At 70.8% G+C, this 14,449-nt stretch carries 16 protein-coding genes; 4 read left to right on the top strand and 12 right to left on the bottom strand.

Features of this window, described 5'->3' with window-relative positions:
* Positions 1-47: 47 nt before the first annotated feature.
* The 12 genes from AB0C16_RS10525 to AB0C16_RS10470 all read right to left on the bottom strand — a co-directional run bounded on the left by AB0C16_RS10525 (position 48) and on the right by AB0C16_RS10470 (position 9,228).
* A complete protein-coding gene (locus AB0C16_RS10525) occupies positions 48-320 on the bottom strand; it encodes a HypC/HybG/HupF family hydrogenase formation chaperone (protein ID WP_357681103.1) in 273 nt (90 codons plus the stop codon).
* Positions 298-663, bottom strand: a complete 366-nt coding sequence (locus AB0C16_RS10520) for a hydrogenase maturation nickel metallochaperone HypA (RefSeq protein WP_357681101.1) — start codon at positions 661-663, stop codon at positions 298-300. Before AB0C16_RS10520 ends, AB0C16_RS10525 begins: the two co-directional genes overlap by 23 nt.
* A gap of 125 nt (positions 664-788) precedes the next feature.
* A complete protein-coding gene (locus AB0C16_RS10515; protein WP_357681099.1) occupies positions 789-1,619 on the bottom strand; it encodes a hydrogenase maturation protease in 831 nt (276 codons plus the stop codon).
* Complete coding sequence (locus AB0C16_RS10510; protein WP_357681097.1) at positions 1,616-2,617, bottom strand: hypothetical protein; 1,002 nt, start codon at positions 2,615-2,617, stop codon at positions 1,616-1,618. Before AB0C16_RS10510 ends, AB0C16_RS10515 begins: the two co-directional genes overlap by 4 nt.
* A 3-nt stretch (positions 2,618-2,620) precedes the next feature.
* Complete coding sequence (locus AB0C16_RS10505; protein ID WP_357681095.1) at positions 2,621-3,283, bottom strand: DUF6084 family protein; 663 nt, start codon at positions 3,281-3,283, stop codon at positions 2,621-2,623.
* Positions 3,284-3,300: 17 nt separating this feature from the next.
* Positions 3,301-3,528, bottom strand: a complete 228-nt coding sequence (locus AB0C16_RS10500; RefSeq protein WP_357681093.1) for a hypothetical protein — start codon at positions 3,526-3,528, stop codon at positions 3,301-3,303.
* 20 nt (positions 3,529-3,548) lie between these two features.
* A complete protein-coding gene (locus AB0C16_RS10495) occupies positions 3,549-4,205 on the bottom strand; it encodes a DUF5947 family protein (protein ID WP_357681091.1) in 657 nt (218 codons plus the stop codon).
* A complete protein-coding gene (locus tag AB0C16_RS10490) occupies positions 4,202-4,735 on the bottom strand; it encodes a NifU family protein (protein ID WP_357681089.1) in 534 nt (177 codons plus the stop codon). The genes AB0C16_RS10495 and AB0C16_RS10490 overlap by 4 nt, the downstream gene beginning before the upstream one ends.
* Before the next feature lie 6 nt (positions 4,736-4,741).
* Positions 4,742-6,535, bottom strand: coding sequence for a nickel-dependent hydrogenase large subunit (locus AB0C16_RS10485; protein WP_357681087.1), 1,794 nt, complete (start codon positions 6,533-6,535; stop codon positions 4,742-4,744).
* 15 nt (positions 6,536-6,550) lie between these two features.
* Positions 6,551-7,594, bottom strand: a complete 1,044-nt coding sequence (locus AB0C16_RS10480; protein WP_357681085.1) for a hydrogenase expression protein HypE — start codon at positions 7,592-7,594, stop codon at positions 6,551-6,553.
* A gap of 187 nt (positions 7,595-7,781) precedes the next feature.
* The gene (locus AB0C16_RS10475) at positions 7,782-7,985 is read right to left on the bottom strand and encodes a cold-shock protein (protein WP_189127616.1); all 204 of its coding nucleotides are present in this window, start codon (positions 7,983-7,985) and stop codon (positions 7,782-7,784) included.
* Between the two features lie 436 nt (positions 7,986-8,421).
* Positions 8,422-9,228, bottom strand: coding sequence for an SAM-dependent methyltransferase (locus tag AB0C16_RS10470; RefSeq protein ID WP_357681083.1), 807 nt, complete (start codon positions 9,226-9,228; stop codon positions 8,422-8,424).
* 231 nt (positions 9,229-9,459) lie between these two features.
* On the opposite strand from AB0C16_RS10470, the gene AB0C16_RS10465 reads away from it, so the two are divergent.
* The 4 genes from AB0C16_RS10465 (at position 9,460) to AB0C16_RS10450 (ending at position 14,372) form a co-directional block, all read left to right on the top strand.
* Complete coding sequence (locus AB0C16_RS10465; protein ID WP_357681081.1) at positions 9,460-10,989, top strand: serine/threonine-protein kinase; 1,530 nt, start codon at positions 9,460-9,462, stop codon at positions 10,987-10,989.
* A gap of 135 nt (positions 10,990-11,124) precedes the next feature.
* Positions 11,125-12,801: a carotenoid oxygenase family protein gene (locus AB0C16_RS10460; RefSeq protein ID WP_357681079.1), complete on the top strand. Its 1,677-nt coding sequence runs from the start codon at positions 11,125-11,127 to the stop codon at positions 12,799-12,801.
* Between the two features lie 24 nt (positions 12,802-12,825).
* Positions 12,826-13,230 (top strand): hypothetical protein, encoded by a 405-nt coding sequence (locus AB0C16_RS10455; protein WP_357681077.1) that lies wholly within the window; start codon positions 12,826-12,828, stop codon positions 13,228-13,230.
* Positions 13,231-13,238: 8 nt separating this feature from the next.
* Positions 13,239-14,372: an aromatic ring-hydroxylating dioxygenase subunit alpha gene (locus AB0C16_RS10450; protein ID WP_357681075.1), complete on the top strand. Its 1,134-nt coding sequence runs from the start codon at positions 13,239-13,241 to the stop codon at positions 14,370-14,372.
* Positions 14,373-14,449: the final 77 nt, after the last annotated feature.

The raw sequence follows: 14,449 nt of genomic DNA, 5'->3' as shown, positions 1-14,449 counted from the left end.
CCTCATCGTGACGCCCCTCATCGTGACGCCCCTCATCGTGACGCCGCTCAAGTGACGTCCGACTGCCTGAGCGCGTCGAGCTCGTCGTCGTAGGCCTGGCCGAGCCCTTCCAGGTAGTCGAGCACGGCCCGCGCCTCCGACTCGGAGATCTTCGACAGCGCGAACCCCACGTGGACGAGCACCCAGTCGCCGACCTTCAGGTCCTCGTCGGCCAGCAGGCCCACGTTGATGCGGCGGCGCACTCCGCTGACGTCCACCATGGCGAGGTCGGCGTGCTCCTCGTCGGTCCCGACGAGCTCACCCGGGATGCCCAGGCACATGCGGCCCCTCCTCCCGGTAGCTGACGGACTCGAGGACCAGCTCATCGCCGCCCGAGAGCTCGACGTCGGCGCTGCCGCAGACCGGGCAGACGGCGAGCACGTCCAGTGACTCCGTCCGGCTGCCGCAGTCGCGGCAGGTGACGGTGAGAGGCGTGACGACCAGGTCGAGCACGGCGTCCTCGGCCGGGGTGCCCGCCGCGGCGAGCGCGAAGGCCTGGTCGAAGGCCTCCCCCACGACGGCGTGCCGGGTGCCGACGCGCACCCGCGCGCCGGTGACCCCCCGGTCACCCGCCTGCTGCCGGATCAGTTCGACCAGGCCCTCGCACATCCCGAGCTCGTGCATGCGGCGCTACATCCATTTCATCTTCAGATACCGCTCGACATCCGGCCATTGCAGGACGATGACCGCTGTCAGCCCACAGGCCACGATCAACGCCGCTACTCGCGTCTTCCTCATGTCATGTCACCTCATCTCGTGTTCCGGGGCCGGGAGCCAGGCCCGGCGCTTTCCGCAATCATGTCCATCACCAGGCGCACCGCTTGGCCGACGGCCGCCCGCACCGGCTCGCTCAGCTCGGCGAGCACGTCCTCGTCCGGCGAGCCCGTCAGCACGGTGGCGGGCTCGCAGCACACCACGAGCACGCGGTCCGGCACCCGGCCGAGCTCACGGGCCAGGCGCAGCACCTTCACCGGATCCAGGCCGTGGCCCTCCATGGCCACCGCGCCGCCGTCGGGCAGGTCGGCTTCGAGCACGGTGAGCGTGCCCGGCGGCTCGCCACGGGGCGCGGCGTCGACCAGGATCGCCGTGTCGTAGTCGCGTTGCAGCGCGTAGACCAGGTCCATGCCCCGGATGCCGAAGTCGACCACGTCCACCCCGGCCGCCCGCTCCTCCTGGGCGAGGCGGCGCACGACCTCGACGCCGAACCCGTCGTCGCCGAGGAAGATGTTGCCGATCCCGGCGACGAGCACCCGCGCGGGTCTCGCCACGTCCTCGTCCGGCGGCAGCGGCTCGACCTCCTCGGGCGCGTAGAAGAACCGGTGGCCCGGCATCCGTGCCTCGCCCAGGTCGCGGCCCGGGTCGTCGTCGAGGGTGACGGCGACGTGGAAGGCCCCCTCGTCGTCCTGCTCGATCGACTCGACCACGGCCTCGCGCCCGTCGAGGACGAGGTCGAAGATGTCGGCCCGCGCCGCCGACGGCCGCAGCCGCACCCGGCTGCCCGCGCGCACCGGCACTCCGGCCACGAGCACCTCGTCGGGGCCGCGCCGCTCCATCCGGGTCCAGAAGTCCATCTCGCTCATCCGGCCGGCTCCGCCCGCAAGATGCCGTGCAGCCGCATGAGCTCCTCCGGCGTGAGCGCGGCGCACCGGTCGAGGATCTCCCGCCCGCGCGGGTCCCCGTCGCGGATCTCCCGCTTCTCGTCCTCGCTCAGGGCCAGCACGCTCAGGGTGAGCAACTGGTCGATCTCCGTGGCGTCGAACAGGTCACCGGGGCTCTCCGGTGAGATCCGCGGGTGGTCGTACAGGATGATCGGCGCCGACAGCATCGTGTGCCGGTCGCCCTCCTCGCCGAGCAGCACCGGCCAGGCGCCGAGGTTGCGGCAGTCCGCCACGAGCGGGCGCAGCTCCCCGGGCGGGTCCATGAGCGAGACGAACCGCCCGGCCGCGGTGTGCAGCACGGTGTGGGCCGAGATCAGGGTGTGCCGCATCGCCTCGGCGCGGATGTCGCCCGTCCAGGGGGTGGTGTTGACGACGCGCACGGTGATCCGGAACAGCCCCGGCCGCGGGAGCTCGGCGCTCACCTCGACGTGGCCGCGCAGCGCCTGCCAGCTACGGAGCACGGCGCCCGCCCGCCCGCCGTCGCCGTCGGCCAGCCATTCGGCCTCCTGCCCGGCCGGGATGTCGATCTCGATCCGGCCCGGCCGCGCGAGCAGTCCTCCGAGGCCGAGCCCGGACTCCGCCACCTCCCGCTCGACCGCCTCCTCCCGGGGCAGGTGACGCCGGCCGCCGGCGGTCAGCTCGGACACCAGGTCGAGCTCCGTTCCGCGCGAGCGGGCCACCTCGCGGGTGACCGCGTGCAGGAAACGCACGTGCACGTCGAGCGTGTCCGCCGGGTCCGCCTCGACGAGGCACTGGGTCTGCGCCAGCCACGGGTTGCCGTCGTGAGCTCTGCCGTACGGCTCGGGGTGGATGCCGCCGATCGTCCAGCGCTGCCGGTTCTTCAGCGCGGACCCGCGGTACGGCCACAGCAGGTAGCCCTCGTACAGCACGGCTCGCGCGATCTGTCTCGCCTGGTCCATCGCTCAGCTCCCGCCCGTCTTCAACAGCGACTCGACCACGTCGTCCCAGCCGGTCAGCGTGTGGCGGCTCCGGTAGGCGTACAGGCGGTCGAAGGCGTCGCGGCCCAGCCGCAGCCAGGCGCTCGCCGGGAAGTAGTGGTCCATCAGGTCCTTCCACACCCGCACCGGCATGCGGAACTCCGCCTCGGTGTCCCAGGCGATGCGCGCGGCCTGCAGCCTGCCGTCCGCCAGGTAGAACGTGGTGCCGCTGAAGAGGAACTCCAGCGGGATCTCGCCGTCCCCGACGCCGTGGAAGTACTTGGCCACGGCGACCTCGAAGTCGTAGGTGCAGGTCACCGGGACGGCCGCGGTCGTGCTGCCGGTGAACGCGGGCAGCTGGGTGACGGTCTGCGTCCACAGCAGGCTCGACAGGTTCCTGCTCCACTGCTCGGGCGCGCCGAACAGCTCGGCGAGCCGGGCCTGGCTGGGCCCGTCATAGGTACGGCGGGTGGCCGCGATGCGGATCTGGGTGCTGAGCACGACCGAGCGCACCTCGACCCCGTCCGCGCCGTGGATCGTGAGGCCGAACTCCAGGGTCGGCAGGGCGGCGAACTCCGCCACCCGCACGTCGTCGACCGCTATCCGGAGCTCCGGCGGGCCCGAGGTCCCGGATGTTCCGGATGTCATCGCCTGTTTCCCCCGGCTCAGGCGGGCGAGAGGTTGGGCATGTCGGGGTCGATGGGTTCGCGGTCGCCGGGGTCGATGCCGGTGGAGCGCGCGGCGGTCGACCGGCCGTCCGGCAGATGGCCGGCCTGCTTCTCGTAGTTGCCGACCGCGTTGCCCTCGTGGACCCCCTTGGTGTGCGACGGAGTGTCCGGGCGTACGTGGGATCGCCCCGTCTTGATGGGCTGGTCCTTCTTCTTGCTGGCCATTTCCTGGATCCCCCTCTGGCTCAGTCGCTCGGCCGGTCGTCGGACGCTGCCACGGTCGTGGACCGCCGGCGTAGTTCGGTGAAGAAGTTCGTGATCTCGGCCCAGACCTCGGTTCCGCCGGCCAGGCCCTTCCAGTGGGTGCGGAGCAGCCCGACCAGCGTGTAGCAGTCGACGACGGGCACGATCCAGTGCTCTCTGGCCCCGCCGGTCCGGTTCACGAGGAGGGCTTCGACGTCGGGGAGCAGCCGGCCGAGCACGGGGTTGGCCTCGGCCAGCCCCTGCCAGGTGAGCTCGTCGAGCGGCGACTCGACGGCTCCGGCGGGGCTGGGATAGAAGAGCGCGACCCGGTGCGCCGCCGAGTCCTTGAGCATGAACGCCATCTGCACCGGGATGCGCAGGCCGGCCCAGGTCGGCTCGTCCAGCTCGAAGCCGTCCACCGACCATCGGCGCTCGGACACCAGGCGATAGCTCTGCCCGCCGGCGGCCGGGGTGTCGAAGAGCACGACGCAGGCCCGGCAGGCGCAGCGCAGCTCGCGGGCCGCCAGGTCGAGCAGGTGCCGGTGGGCCGGCGGGACGGGCTCGGCGCACAGCTCGCACCGTTCGCGGACCGGCTCCGGCGCCGCCGGCCGCTGGGTGATGAGCCTGTGCAGGGCGCCACCCGTGACCTGCCGCGTCACGGCGCCGGTGTCCCGGGACGATCGCGGTCGGTGATGCGGCGCACGGACTCGACGGGCACCACGACGGGCGGGGCCGGGGTCTCCTCGACCTCGATCTCGACCTGTTCGATCTCCGGCGCGGCGGCGCGCACGGCCTGCTCCAGCGCCGAGGTCAGTGTCGCCGCCGTCGAGTGGCAGCCGCCGCGCGCGGGCCGCAGGCGCAGGCGGACCACCTCCGGCTCGACGGCCACGATGTCGGCGCTGCCGCCGCCGAGCCGCTTGCGCGCCACCCGCAGCGCCTGCTCGATCCGGCTGCGCGCGTCCACCGGGTGCAGGCCGTGCAGCAGCAGCAGGTGCGAGACCAGCTGGTCGGCGGCCAGGCGCTCCGGCAGCCCGTCACCGGCCGCCGAGGCGGCCGTCATGACGCGCGACAGCGCCTCGCCGTACAGGTCGAGCAGGGCCTGGATCAGCTCGACGCCGCGCGGGTCGGTCACCTCGTCCAGCAGGGCCTCGACGCGGCCCACCCGGCCCGCCAGGTCGTGGTCGTCCACGGCGGCCTAACCGGAGATGCTCGTGCCGAGGGTCGGGGAGTGCACCTGCCGGAGCACCTTCCCGTCGCCGAGGTACATGTGGACACCGCAGGGCAGGCACGGGTCGAAGCTGCGGACGGTCCGCATGATGTCGATGCCCTTGAAGTTCTCCGGGCCGTTCTCCTCGAAGATGGGCAGCCCCTGCACCGCGTCCTCGTACGGCCCGGGCGTGCCGTAGATGTCTCTCGGGCTGGCGTTCCACGGCGTCGGCGGGTAGGGGTGGTAGTTGGCGATCTTCCCGTCGCGGATCACCATGTGGTGCGACAGGATGCCCCGCACCGCCTCGTGGAAGCCGCAGCCGATCGCCTCGTCGGGCACGTCGAAGTCGGTGAAGACCTTGGTGCGCCCGGCCCTGATCTCGCCCATCGCCTGGTCGATGAAGTGGAACGCCATCCCGGCCGCGTAGGCGATGAAGTAGATGCGGGCCCGGTTGCGCTCGATGGTGTTGGCCCACTTCGGGATGTTCCACTCGAGCCGCGTCTCGGGGAAGGCGCCGCTCTTGGGCAGGTTGATCTCCACGCTGTGCCCGGTGGCCCGGACGGTGCCCGTGTCGACCAGGCCGGCCAGCGCCGTGGCCCAGAGCCTGGCCAGCGCCCCGCCGCCGGTGTCGAGCGCGAGGTGGTCGCCGGAGTTGGGGTCGTACCAGCGGGGGCTCATGACCCAGCTGTAGTTGCCGCTCTCCAGGTCGCGTTTCTGCGGCTTGGGGAGCGTCGTCTGGTTCCACGGGTGGCGCTGGTCGATCGGGTTGCCGAGCGGGTCGTGGGTGACGAAGGTCTCCTCGTTCTGCCAGTCGTCGTAGTAGGAGCTGCCCAGCAGGATGCGGATGCCGACGTTGATGTCGACCAGGCTGGTGGTGCGCAGCTGCCCGTCCAGGACGATGCCGGGCGTCACGAACATCCGCCGGCCCCAGTCGGCCATGTGCCGGTAGTCGTAGTCGACCACCTCGGGGTCCTGGAACGAGCCCCAGCAGCCCAGCATGACCCGTCGCCGGCCGACCTCCTCGTAGCCGGGCAGCGCCTCGTAGAAGAAGTCGAAGAGGTCGTCGTTCATCGGGACGACCTTCTTGATGAAGTCGAGGACCTTGAGCAGGCGGGACAGGTAGTCGGTGAACAGCTGAGGGGTCGCCACGGTGCCGACGCCGCCGGGATAGAGCGTCGAGGGGTGCACGTGCCGCCCCTCCATCAGGCAGCACATCTCCCTGGTGACCCGGCTCACCTGCAGCGCCTCGCGGTACATCGCGCCGGTGAACGGGTTGAAGGCGCGCATGATGTCGGCGATCGTCCGGCATCCGTGGACGCTGCCGCGGGGCGCCTCGGTCGTCTCGGCCCTGCGCAGCAGGCTGGGATTGGTCTCCTTGACCATCTGCTCGCAGTAGTCGACGAAGACCAGGTTGTCCTGGAAGAGGGTGTGGTCGAACATGTACTCGGCGGCCTCGCCGAGGTTGAGGATCCATTCCGCGAGCGGCGGAGGCTTGACCCCGTACGCCATGTTCTGCGCGTAGACCGAGCAGGACGCGTGGTTGTCCCCGCAGATGCCGCAGATCCGGCTGGTGATGAAGTGCGCGTCACGCGGGTCCTTGCCCTTCATGAACACGCTGTAGCCGCGGAACAGCGAGGACGTGCTCTTGCACTCCACGACCTCGCTGTTCTTGAAGTCGATCTTGGTATAGATGCCCAGGTTTCCGATGATCCGGGTGATCGGGTCCCAGGACATCTCCACCAGTTGGCGGGCCTCCTGCGCCTGTTCCATACGCGCGGTCACGTCGGTGTTCCCCCTCTAGCCACGCCAGCGGGGGTCGTACCCGCTTGTCAGTTTCGGACCGTTGTGGCGCCACTTCGGCTCGCTGTTCGCCGTCTTGTTGGTGATGGCGCGGAGCCTGCGGATCAGGGCGCCGTAGGCCATGCTCATCGTCGAGGAGACGGCGCCCCCGGGTGGCTGGTCCATGAACGGCATGAACTTGTCCGGGAAGCCGGGCATCGTGCAGCCGATGCAGATGCCGCCGACGTTGGGGCAGCCGCCGACGCCGTCCATCCAGCCGCGCTTGGGCACGTTGCAGTTGACGACCGGCCCCCAGCAGCCGACCTTCACCAGGCACTTCGGCGAGCTGTAGTCATGGGCGAAGTCGCCCTGCTCGTAGTAGCCGGCCCGGTCGCAGCCCTCGTGCACGGTCTTGCCGAACAGCCAGGTCGGCCGGAGCTGCTTGTCGAGCGGGATCATCGGCGCGAGGCCCGCGGCCTGGTAGAGCAGCCAGGTCAGGGTCTCCATGAAGTTGTCGGGCTGCACCGGGCAGCCGGGCACGTTGACGATGGGCAGGCCGCCCGCCGAGCGGAAACCGGAGCCGAGATAGTCGCCGAGCCCCATGCATCCGGTGGGGTTGCCGGCCATGGCGTGGATGCCGCCGTAGGTCGCGCAGGTGCCGATCGCGACCACCGCCCACGCCTGGGGCGCCAGCCGGTCGATCCAGGTGTTGACCGTGATGGGATCGCCGGTGACCGGGTCGTTGCCCATCGACGTCCAGTAGCCGTCGCCGTTGATGTGCTCGTTCGGAATCGATCCCTCGACGACGAGGACGTACGGGCCGAGTTGCCCGTCGGCGGCCTGGTGAAAGGCGGTCATGAACTCCGCGCCCGTCTCCTTGGCCAGCACCTTGTTGTGCAGGTGGACCTTCGGCAGGCCCGGCACGAGACCGAGGAGCACGTCCTCGATGCTCGGCAGCGTGGCGGCCGTGACGGAGACCGTGTCCCCGTCGCAGCTCATGCCCTCGGAGGTCCACAGAATGTGGATCTCGTCCAGCGCGGTTTCCGTTGTGGCAGCGCTCATGGCCTGGAGCCCCCTTGTCGGCCTGGCATCGCCCTGACATGGTTCGCGAGGTTCGCACCCCGGTCACGGTTAGTATTCCCCTCTAACCCCATGTAGTTGCCTGCCGCGCTGACAAAGGTCGCAAACCCTCACCACACATGCCACGAGCCGGGCCCCCGTGCGGGAACCCGGCTCGTGACGCGCTGTGTCAGGCGGGAACGATGTTCTCGGCCTGCGGGCCCTTCTGTCCCTGCGTGATGTCGAAGGACACCTTCTGCCCCTCGTGGAGCTCACGGTAGCCCTGGGTCGCGATGTTCGAGTAGTGGGCGAAGACGTCGGCGCCCCCGCCGTCCTGCTCGATGAAGCCGAAACCCTTTTCAGCGTTGAACCACTTCACGGTTCCGGTGGCCATGCCGATCTCCTCTGGTTGAGCAGGAAGCCGCACCGTGCGACCTCCGCGCGGTCGTGATGAACCCATCCGGAGATGACCAGCAAAAACAAATGCACCTGAGGTCACGTCCCGTCAGGTGCACCGATGTTCATGGGTACCACAACTGCAACTAACTCCACGCTAACACGCGCGCCCGCCCCTCAGCACGCCCACCCGGCACCGTGACGTCCGGCGTGGAGAGCACCTTACGGAAGGGCTATTCCGCCTGGTCAAGGGCATGATCTCCAGGATTCGCGAGATGCCCGGGGACGCAGCCGGACGAGCCCGTCACGAGCCGTCACGCGGCCCGTGACGGGCCTCCCGGACCGGCTTCCGAACGGCCCCGGAACGACTCCGGAACGGCTGGGAAACGACCGCCCTGAGGACGCGACGCCTCAGGGTTGGCTCCGTACGGCGGTCAGCGCTTGCGGGCCACGCCGCACACGGCGCTCAGCGGGAGCGCCGGATTGACCACGCCGCCCTCGGGCCGCCAGTGCGGCGTCGGGACCACGCCGGGCTCCACCAGTTCGAGCCCCTCGAAGAAGGACGCGATCGCCTCCGGGCTGCGGAGGTTGTAGGGGAAGGCCGCGTTGGCGTTGTAGCTCGCCACGGCCGTGACGAGCGCCGGGTTGGTGTTGGTGCCGTCGCTGAGGGCCAGGTAGCTGCCCGAGGGGAGCCGGTCGACCAGGCGCTGGACGATGCCCTTGGGGTCGTCGGCGTCGGTGACCTGGCCGGCGATGCTCAGCATGGTCAGCGCGATCGGCTGGTCGAAGTCGAGCGTCCTGGCCGCGCCCTCCAGGATTCGCTCGGGGTCGCGCACGTCGGCGTCGAGGTAGTCGGTGGCGCCTTCGGGCGTGCTGGTCAGCAGGGCGCGGGCGTGCACGAGCACCAGTGGGTCGTTGTCGACGTAGACGATGCGCGACTCGGGCGCCACCGCCTGGGCGACCTCGTGGGTGTTGTTCGCGGTGGGCAGGCCGGTGCCGATGTCGAGGAACTGGCGGATGCCGGCCTCGCCCGCCAGGAAGCGGACCGAGCGGATGAGGAACTCCCGCTGGAGGCGGGCCACCTGGGCGAAGGCCGGGAACAACGCCAGGATGGTGTCGCCCGCCTCCTTGTCCGGCTGGTAGTTGTTCTTTCCGCCGAGCATGTAGTCCCACACACGGGCGGAGTGGGGCTTGGTCGTGTCGACGCGATCCCACGCGGACTGGGTGCTGTCGTCGTCCATGAGGGCTCCGTTCGGGAAGCGCGTTAGGCGTACGGCGATCACCCTAAAGCACGATCATCAATACCGGGGCGCACATCCGATATCACCGTCAATCCACTCAACCTCGACACCGTTCGAGCGGGCCTCAGGGCCCCCGGCCGGAAGAGGGGACAAGCTGGAGGGACGCGTGCGGAAACCGAACGGCCGGATACGGGACTGGTCGATCCACGGGTACGGCCATCACAATGAGGCGTGGACGAACCCGGGCAGGTGGGCCGATTCCAAGTCGTCGGACGGCTGGGGCAAGGCGGGATGGGCACGGTCTACCTGGGCGAGGACGAGTCCGGGCAGCGTGTGGCCATCAAGGTGATCAATCCGGCGATGGCGCACGACCAGGCCTTCCGCGAACGGTTCCGGCGGGAGGCCGAGGCCGCGACAAAAGTGCGCAGGTTCTGTACGGCGGGCGTCATCGAGACGGCGCTCGACGACGACCTGCTCTACATCGTCTCGGAGTACGTGCCGGGGCCGACGCTGGACCAGGTGGTGCGTTCCGAGGGGCCGCTACGGGGGTCGAGCCTGGAGGCGCTGGCCGTTGGGGTGGCCACCGCGCTCACCGCGATCCACGCCGCGGGCCTGGTGCACCGCGACCTGAAGCCGTCCAACGTGCTGCTCTCATCGATGGGGCCGCGCGTCATCGACTTCGGCATCGCCCGCGCGCTGGGCACGCACGGGCTCACCGGCACCGGGGAGCTCGTCGGCACCCCGCAGTACATGGCGCCGGAGGTCCTGCGCGGCGAGAGCGCGACGCCTGCCTGTGACGTGTTCTCGTGGGGGTGCCTGGTGACGTTCGCGGCGACGGGGCGGCCGCCCTTCTCCGGCAACACGTTGCCCGAGGTCGTGTACCAGGTGCTCAACGCCGACCCGAAGCTCGACGACCTGGACCCTGCCCTGCGCACGCTGGTGGCCACGGCTCTGGCGAAGGATCCGGCCGCGCGGCCTGCCGTGTCCGACCTCCTTCACGGACTCGTCGGCGGAGAGGCCGCCGATACGGGAAGGCCGACCGCGACGCCGCCCCATCCCCAGACCTCGCCGCGAAGGGTCAGGCCGCGCCTGCTGATCGCCGCGGGGGCGGCCTCCGTCGCGATCGCGGTCGTCGCCGCCGTTCTCGTCCCACGCCTGGGCTCGGGCGCGCCCGAAGGCAGGCCGGTGTTCGATGACGACTTCTCGATCAGGACCGGCTGGGACGGATACCAGTTCGACCCGGCGAACGGCGTGACGCGCGGGACCGAGATCGCCCGCGGCGTCTACACGATGCAGTCGACCGCCCAGTACCCGGAGAACGTCTCGCCCGCGCCGTTCCCGTCGCCACCCGACGATGTGGTCATCGCGGTGACGGCGACGGCCAAGCCGAACACCCGGGGGCAGGGCGAGCTGGGGCTGATCTGCCGGGATGACTCCAACGTCCCCCGCCGCTACCTGCTGCTGGTGAGTGTCGACGGCACGGCGTGGATCAGCAGGATCGACGGCGGGAGCGTCGTCCGTCTCGGCCGAGCCGAGCGGACCGCGACGATCACCCTGGGAACGCCCGCCCGGCTCGTGGCGGAATGCCGCAAGACCGGACAGGGCGTACGGCTCGCGCTGTGGGTCGACGGAGAAAGGCTCATCGAAACCGTGGACGCCCAGGGGTTGCCCAACGGAGCCGCAGGGCTGGCCACCCGGGTGTCGGAGAGCTCCGACTCGGTGATGGAGGTCGCCTTCGACGACTTCACCGTCGGAACCTGACCGGGCGCGGGCCAGGCGCGTGCTCCCCGGGTCGGAACGGTGCCGCTCGTGTGGGCCTTCGCGCTCTGCCGGCCGCGGCCGTCCTCGGGGTGCTCGAACCGGGTGCGATCCTTTGACGACGAGAGGGAGGCCACCATGCCGATACCGCGTTCCATCCTCACCAAGGCTGATCCGTCCGACCTGGAGCTGAGCGTCGTCCAGGGAGCCTGGCCGTCCGATGTGGCCGGGCACATGGTGATCAGCAGCTCCGACCAGCGCAGCCACCCCGTGCACGCCTTCTTCGGCGACGGGGTGCTGGTGCGGCTCTCGCTCACCCCCGGCCGCGACGGCCGGTTCGCCTGGCGGGCGAACGTGATCGACTCCCCGTCCGTACGGCTGCGCCGCAGGCGGCCCGACCTGTTCGCGGCCGGCCCGGTCGGCACCAACTCCCCCTTCGGCGGCGTCAACGCGGCCAACACCGCCCCGCTGCCGTGGGGCGACCGGCTGCTGGCCACCTGGGACGCCGGTCGCCCGATCGAGGTCGACCCGGTCACGCTGGGCTTCGTCGCCGAGGTCGGGCACCGCGACGACTGGGCGCCGGTGCTGGACGCCCCGGTGCTGCCGTCGATCCTGACCACGGCCCACCCCGTGATCGACCCCGAGCGGGGCTGCCTGTGGTCGGTCACCCGCGACCCGGTGACCGGCGTCCTGTCGGTGGTCCGCTACGACGGCGAGGGCGCTCACGTGCGCCGCTGGCCGGTGGAGGGCGCCCGCTTCCCGCAGGCGACCCACACCATCACGCAGACCCGTGACTGGCTGGTGCTGGCCGACACCGCGTACAAGGTGGACCTGGCCGAGGTGCTCGGCAACGGCGAGCGGACGGTCGCCAACAACCCCGGCGGGCCGCTGCTGATGGTCCGCAAGGACGCGCTGGACGCGGCGCCGCCCGGCACGGCCGTCCACGGCACGGTCTTCCGGATCGCGCCGGAGGTCAACCACTTCTACGCGACCTACGACGACTCGGCGGGCGTCCGCGTCGTCATGGAGCACACGCCCGGCGTGGACATCGGGCTCTACCTGCGCGAGGACGACGTGGACGTCTTCGGCAGGCCCGTGGACCCCGCCCTGCGCGGGATGTACTGCCATGGCGCGAGCCCGGCCGTGGTCACCGTGCTGGAGTTCGACCCCGAGGGCGGCACGGTCACCGACGTGGCCCGGCTGCGCGACCCGGGCCGCTACTGGCAGGCCGAGCTGTCGGCCCTCGACTGGTCCTTCGAGGGGCAGCTCCGCCCCACCCGCCACCACCTCGTCTTCCAGGGCTTCCATCCCGAGGCGATCAGCGCGCGGCTGCTGCGCAACTACGGCGACCGGATCGACAGGTCGCTGTTCCCCCGGGAGGAGACCCCGTCGGTGCTGGCCTCGCTGGAGCGCGACTCGCTCAAGCCGCTGGCGGAGTGGGCCTGGCCGCTGGACGACTACCCGACCTCGCCGATCTTCGTGCCCCGCGCGCCCGGCGGCCCGGGCAGGTCGAGGTACGCCGGGGCCGAGCCGGGCGGTCACGACGGCTACCTGGCCGTGGTGGTGCACAACGACGCGCGCTTCCGGGTGGAGTTGTTCGACGCGGCCGACGTGTCGCGCGGCCCCGTGGCGACGCTGGCCCCCTCCCCCGGCACGGTGATCCCGTTCATGATCCACGCGGCCTGGATGCCCGAGGCCCGGCCGCACGACCCGTCGATCGAGCGGCTGAGGTTCGCCGACGACCTGGACGAGCGGCTGGACCGGCTCGACCCCGAGTTGCGGACACTCGCCCGGGAGGTGGCCGCCGAGCTGTGAGACGCCGGGCCGGACGGCTCACCCGTGGTGGCCGAGCCGGGCGGCTCAGCCGTGGCGGCCGGGCCGGATGCCTCAGCCGTGGTGGCCGACTCCATCGGCCGGCTCGCCTATTCCGGCCCCGAGATCGACTGGATGGTCCGTTACGGGCAGGGGAGCCATGAGCGTGACCCGGTCACCCGCACGTTCGAGGAGGCCTTGTCCGACCGGGACGGCGAGCACCTGCTGGTCGTGCTGGAGGGCGCCAACCACTTCACGCTCGCCGACCCGGTGGACCGGACGGCCGCTCGCGCCTTCCTCGACCTGCCCGCCACTTCCGGACCACGCCCTGAACTGGCCGGTCTGATCACGGCCTTCCTGGGCACGCATCTGCACGAAGACGCGCGGGCGCGGACCGTGCTGGACGGTGTGCCGGGCGTCCGGCGCCGGTAGGAGGAAACATGCTCAAGAACTTCTGGTACGCGGTCGAGTTCAGCGAGGCCGTGCAACGGCGGCCGCGCAAGGTGACCTGCCTGGGGCAGGACTTCGTGCTCTGGCGCCGCCGCGACGGGCAGGTGGCGTGCCTGTCGGACCTGTGCGTGCACCGGGGCGGCGCGCTGTCGATGGGCACGGTGGTCGAGGACCGCGTCGTGTGCCCCTACCACGGCTGGGAGTACGAGCCGGACGGCGGCTGCGTCAAGATCCCGGCCAACCCGCCCGGCCGGGGCATTCCGAAGAAGGCCCGCATCGACTCCTATCCGGTCGTCGAGAAGTACGGAATGATCTGGGCGTTCCTCGGCGACCTGCCCGAGGAGGAGCGGCCGCCGATCCCGCACATCCCGCAGCACGACGACCCGGCCTTCCGCGTCGTCCACTGGGAGACCACGCTGGAGGCCAACTACGAGCGGGCGCTGGAGAACGTCGTGGACGCCGCGCACACGCCGTTCGTGCACGGCACCGCCTTCGGCAATCCCGACAAGCCCGAGATCCCCGACTACGAGATCACCCAGACCGACTGGTGCGCCGAGGCCGACATCCTGCTCAACCCGCCGCCGCCGAAGGGCCTGTGGGGGATGCTGGCCAAGGCACGGATCGGTCCGGTGGTCGTCACCAACGGCTGGTACCTGCCCAACATCGTCAAGCTGCACGTCCGGCTGCCGTTCGGCGACCTCGTCCTGTACGACTTCAACATCCCGGTCAGCCGGAACCAGACCCACGTGAAGATCCTCGCCTACCGCGACTTCTTCACCGGGAAGTGGGCCGACGCCAACCTGGCCAAGCGGATCACCCGGATCATCGAGCAGGACCGGCCGGTCGTGGAGTCGCAGCGGCCCGAGCTGCTGCCCTTCGACCTGTCCGCGGAGCTGCACCTGCGCAGCGACGCGCTGCAGGTGTCCTACCGGCGGCGCCGCCGGCAGCTCATCGACCGGGGCTGGTGGGTCGACGGCGACGACATCGTGACGGGCGACATGCCGCGCCGCGAGGCCACCGTCATCGCCTCCCCCGCCCGCCGCGACAACCCCGACCTCGCCCACGCCTGGGTGCACAAGACCCGAGGAGAGAGCATTCATGAGCCTGCCCGCAGCGCTGAGTGAGCGCACCCTGGACCGGCTGGTCACGGCCCTCGGCCTGACCGCCGCGCGCGGCACCGTACGGGTCACGATCGAGCCGG

The organism is Nonomuraea sp. NPDC048916, assembly GCF_040649575.1.
GTDB lineage: Bacteria > Actinomycetota > Actinomycetes > Streptosporangiales > Streptosporangiaceae > Nonomuraea.
This window is presented reverse-complemented; position numbering and strand designations above follow the sequence as displayed.

What these genes read in the sequence shown, in the direction of transcription:
- AB0C16_RS10525 (WP_357681103.1), bottom strand. Translation starts at nt 320, where the DNA reads ATGTGCCTGGGCATCCCGGGTGAGCTCGTCGGGACCGACGAGGAGCAC.
- AB0C16_RS10520 (WP_357681101.1), bottom strand. Translation starts at nt 663, where the DNA reads ATGCACGAGCTCGGGATGTGCGAGGGCCTGGTCGAACTGATCCGGCAG.
- AB0C16_RS10515 (WP_357681099.1), bottom strand. Translation starts at nt 1,619, where the DNA reads ATGAGCGAGATGGACTTCTGGACCCGGATGGAGCGGCGCGGCCCCGAC.
- AB0C16_RS10510 (WP_357681097.1), bottom strand. Translation starts at nt 2,617, where the DNA reads ATGGACCAGGCGAGACAGATCGCGCGAGCCGTGCTGTACGAGGGCTAC.
- AB0C16_RS10505 (WP_357681095.1), bottom strand. Translation starts at nt 3,283, where the DNA reads ATGACATCCGGAACATCCGGGACCTCGGGCCCGCCGGAGCTCCGGATA.
- AB0C16_RS10500 (WP_357681093.1), bottom strand. Translation starts at nt 3,528, where the DNA reads ATGGCCAGCAAGAAGAAGGACCAGCCCATCAAGACGGGGCGATCCCAC.
- AB0C16_RS10480 (WP_357681085.1), bottom strand. Translation starts at nt 7,594, where the DNA reads ATGAGCGCTGCCACAACGGAAACCGCGCTGGACGAGATCCACATTCTG.
- AB0C16_RS10475 (WP_189127616.1), bottom strand. Translation starts at nt 7,985, where the DNA reads ATGGCCACCGGAACCGTGAAGTGGTTCAACGCTGAAAAGGGTTTCGGC.
- AB0C16_RS10470 (WP_357681083.1), bottom strand. Translation starts at nt 9,228, where the DNA reads ATGGACGACGACAGCACCCAGTCCGCGTGGGATCGCGTCGACACGACC.
- AB0C16_RS10460 (WP_357681079.1), top strand. Translation starts at nt 11,125, where the DNA reads ATGCCGATACCGCGTTCCATCCTCACCAAGGCTGATCCGTCCGACCTG.
- AB0C16_RS10450 (WP_357681075.1), top strand. Translation starts at nt 13,239, where the DNA reads ATGCTCAAGAACTTCTGGTACGCGGTCGAGTTCAGCGAGGCCGTGCAA.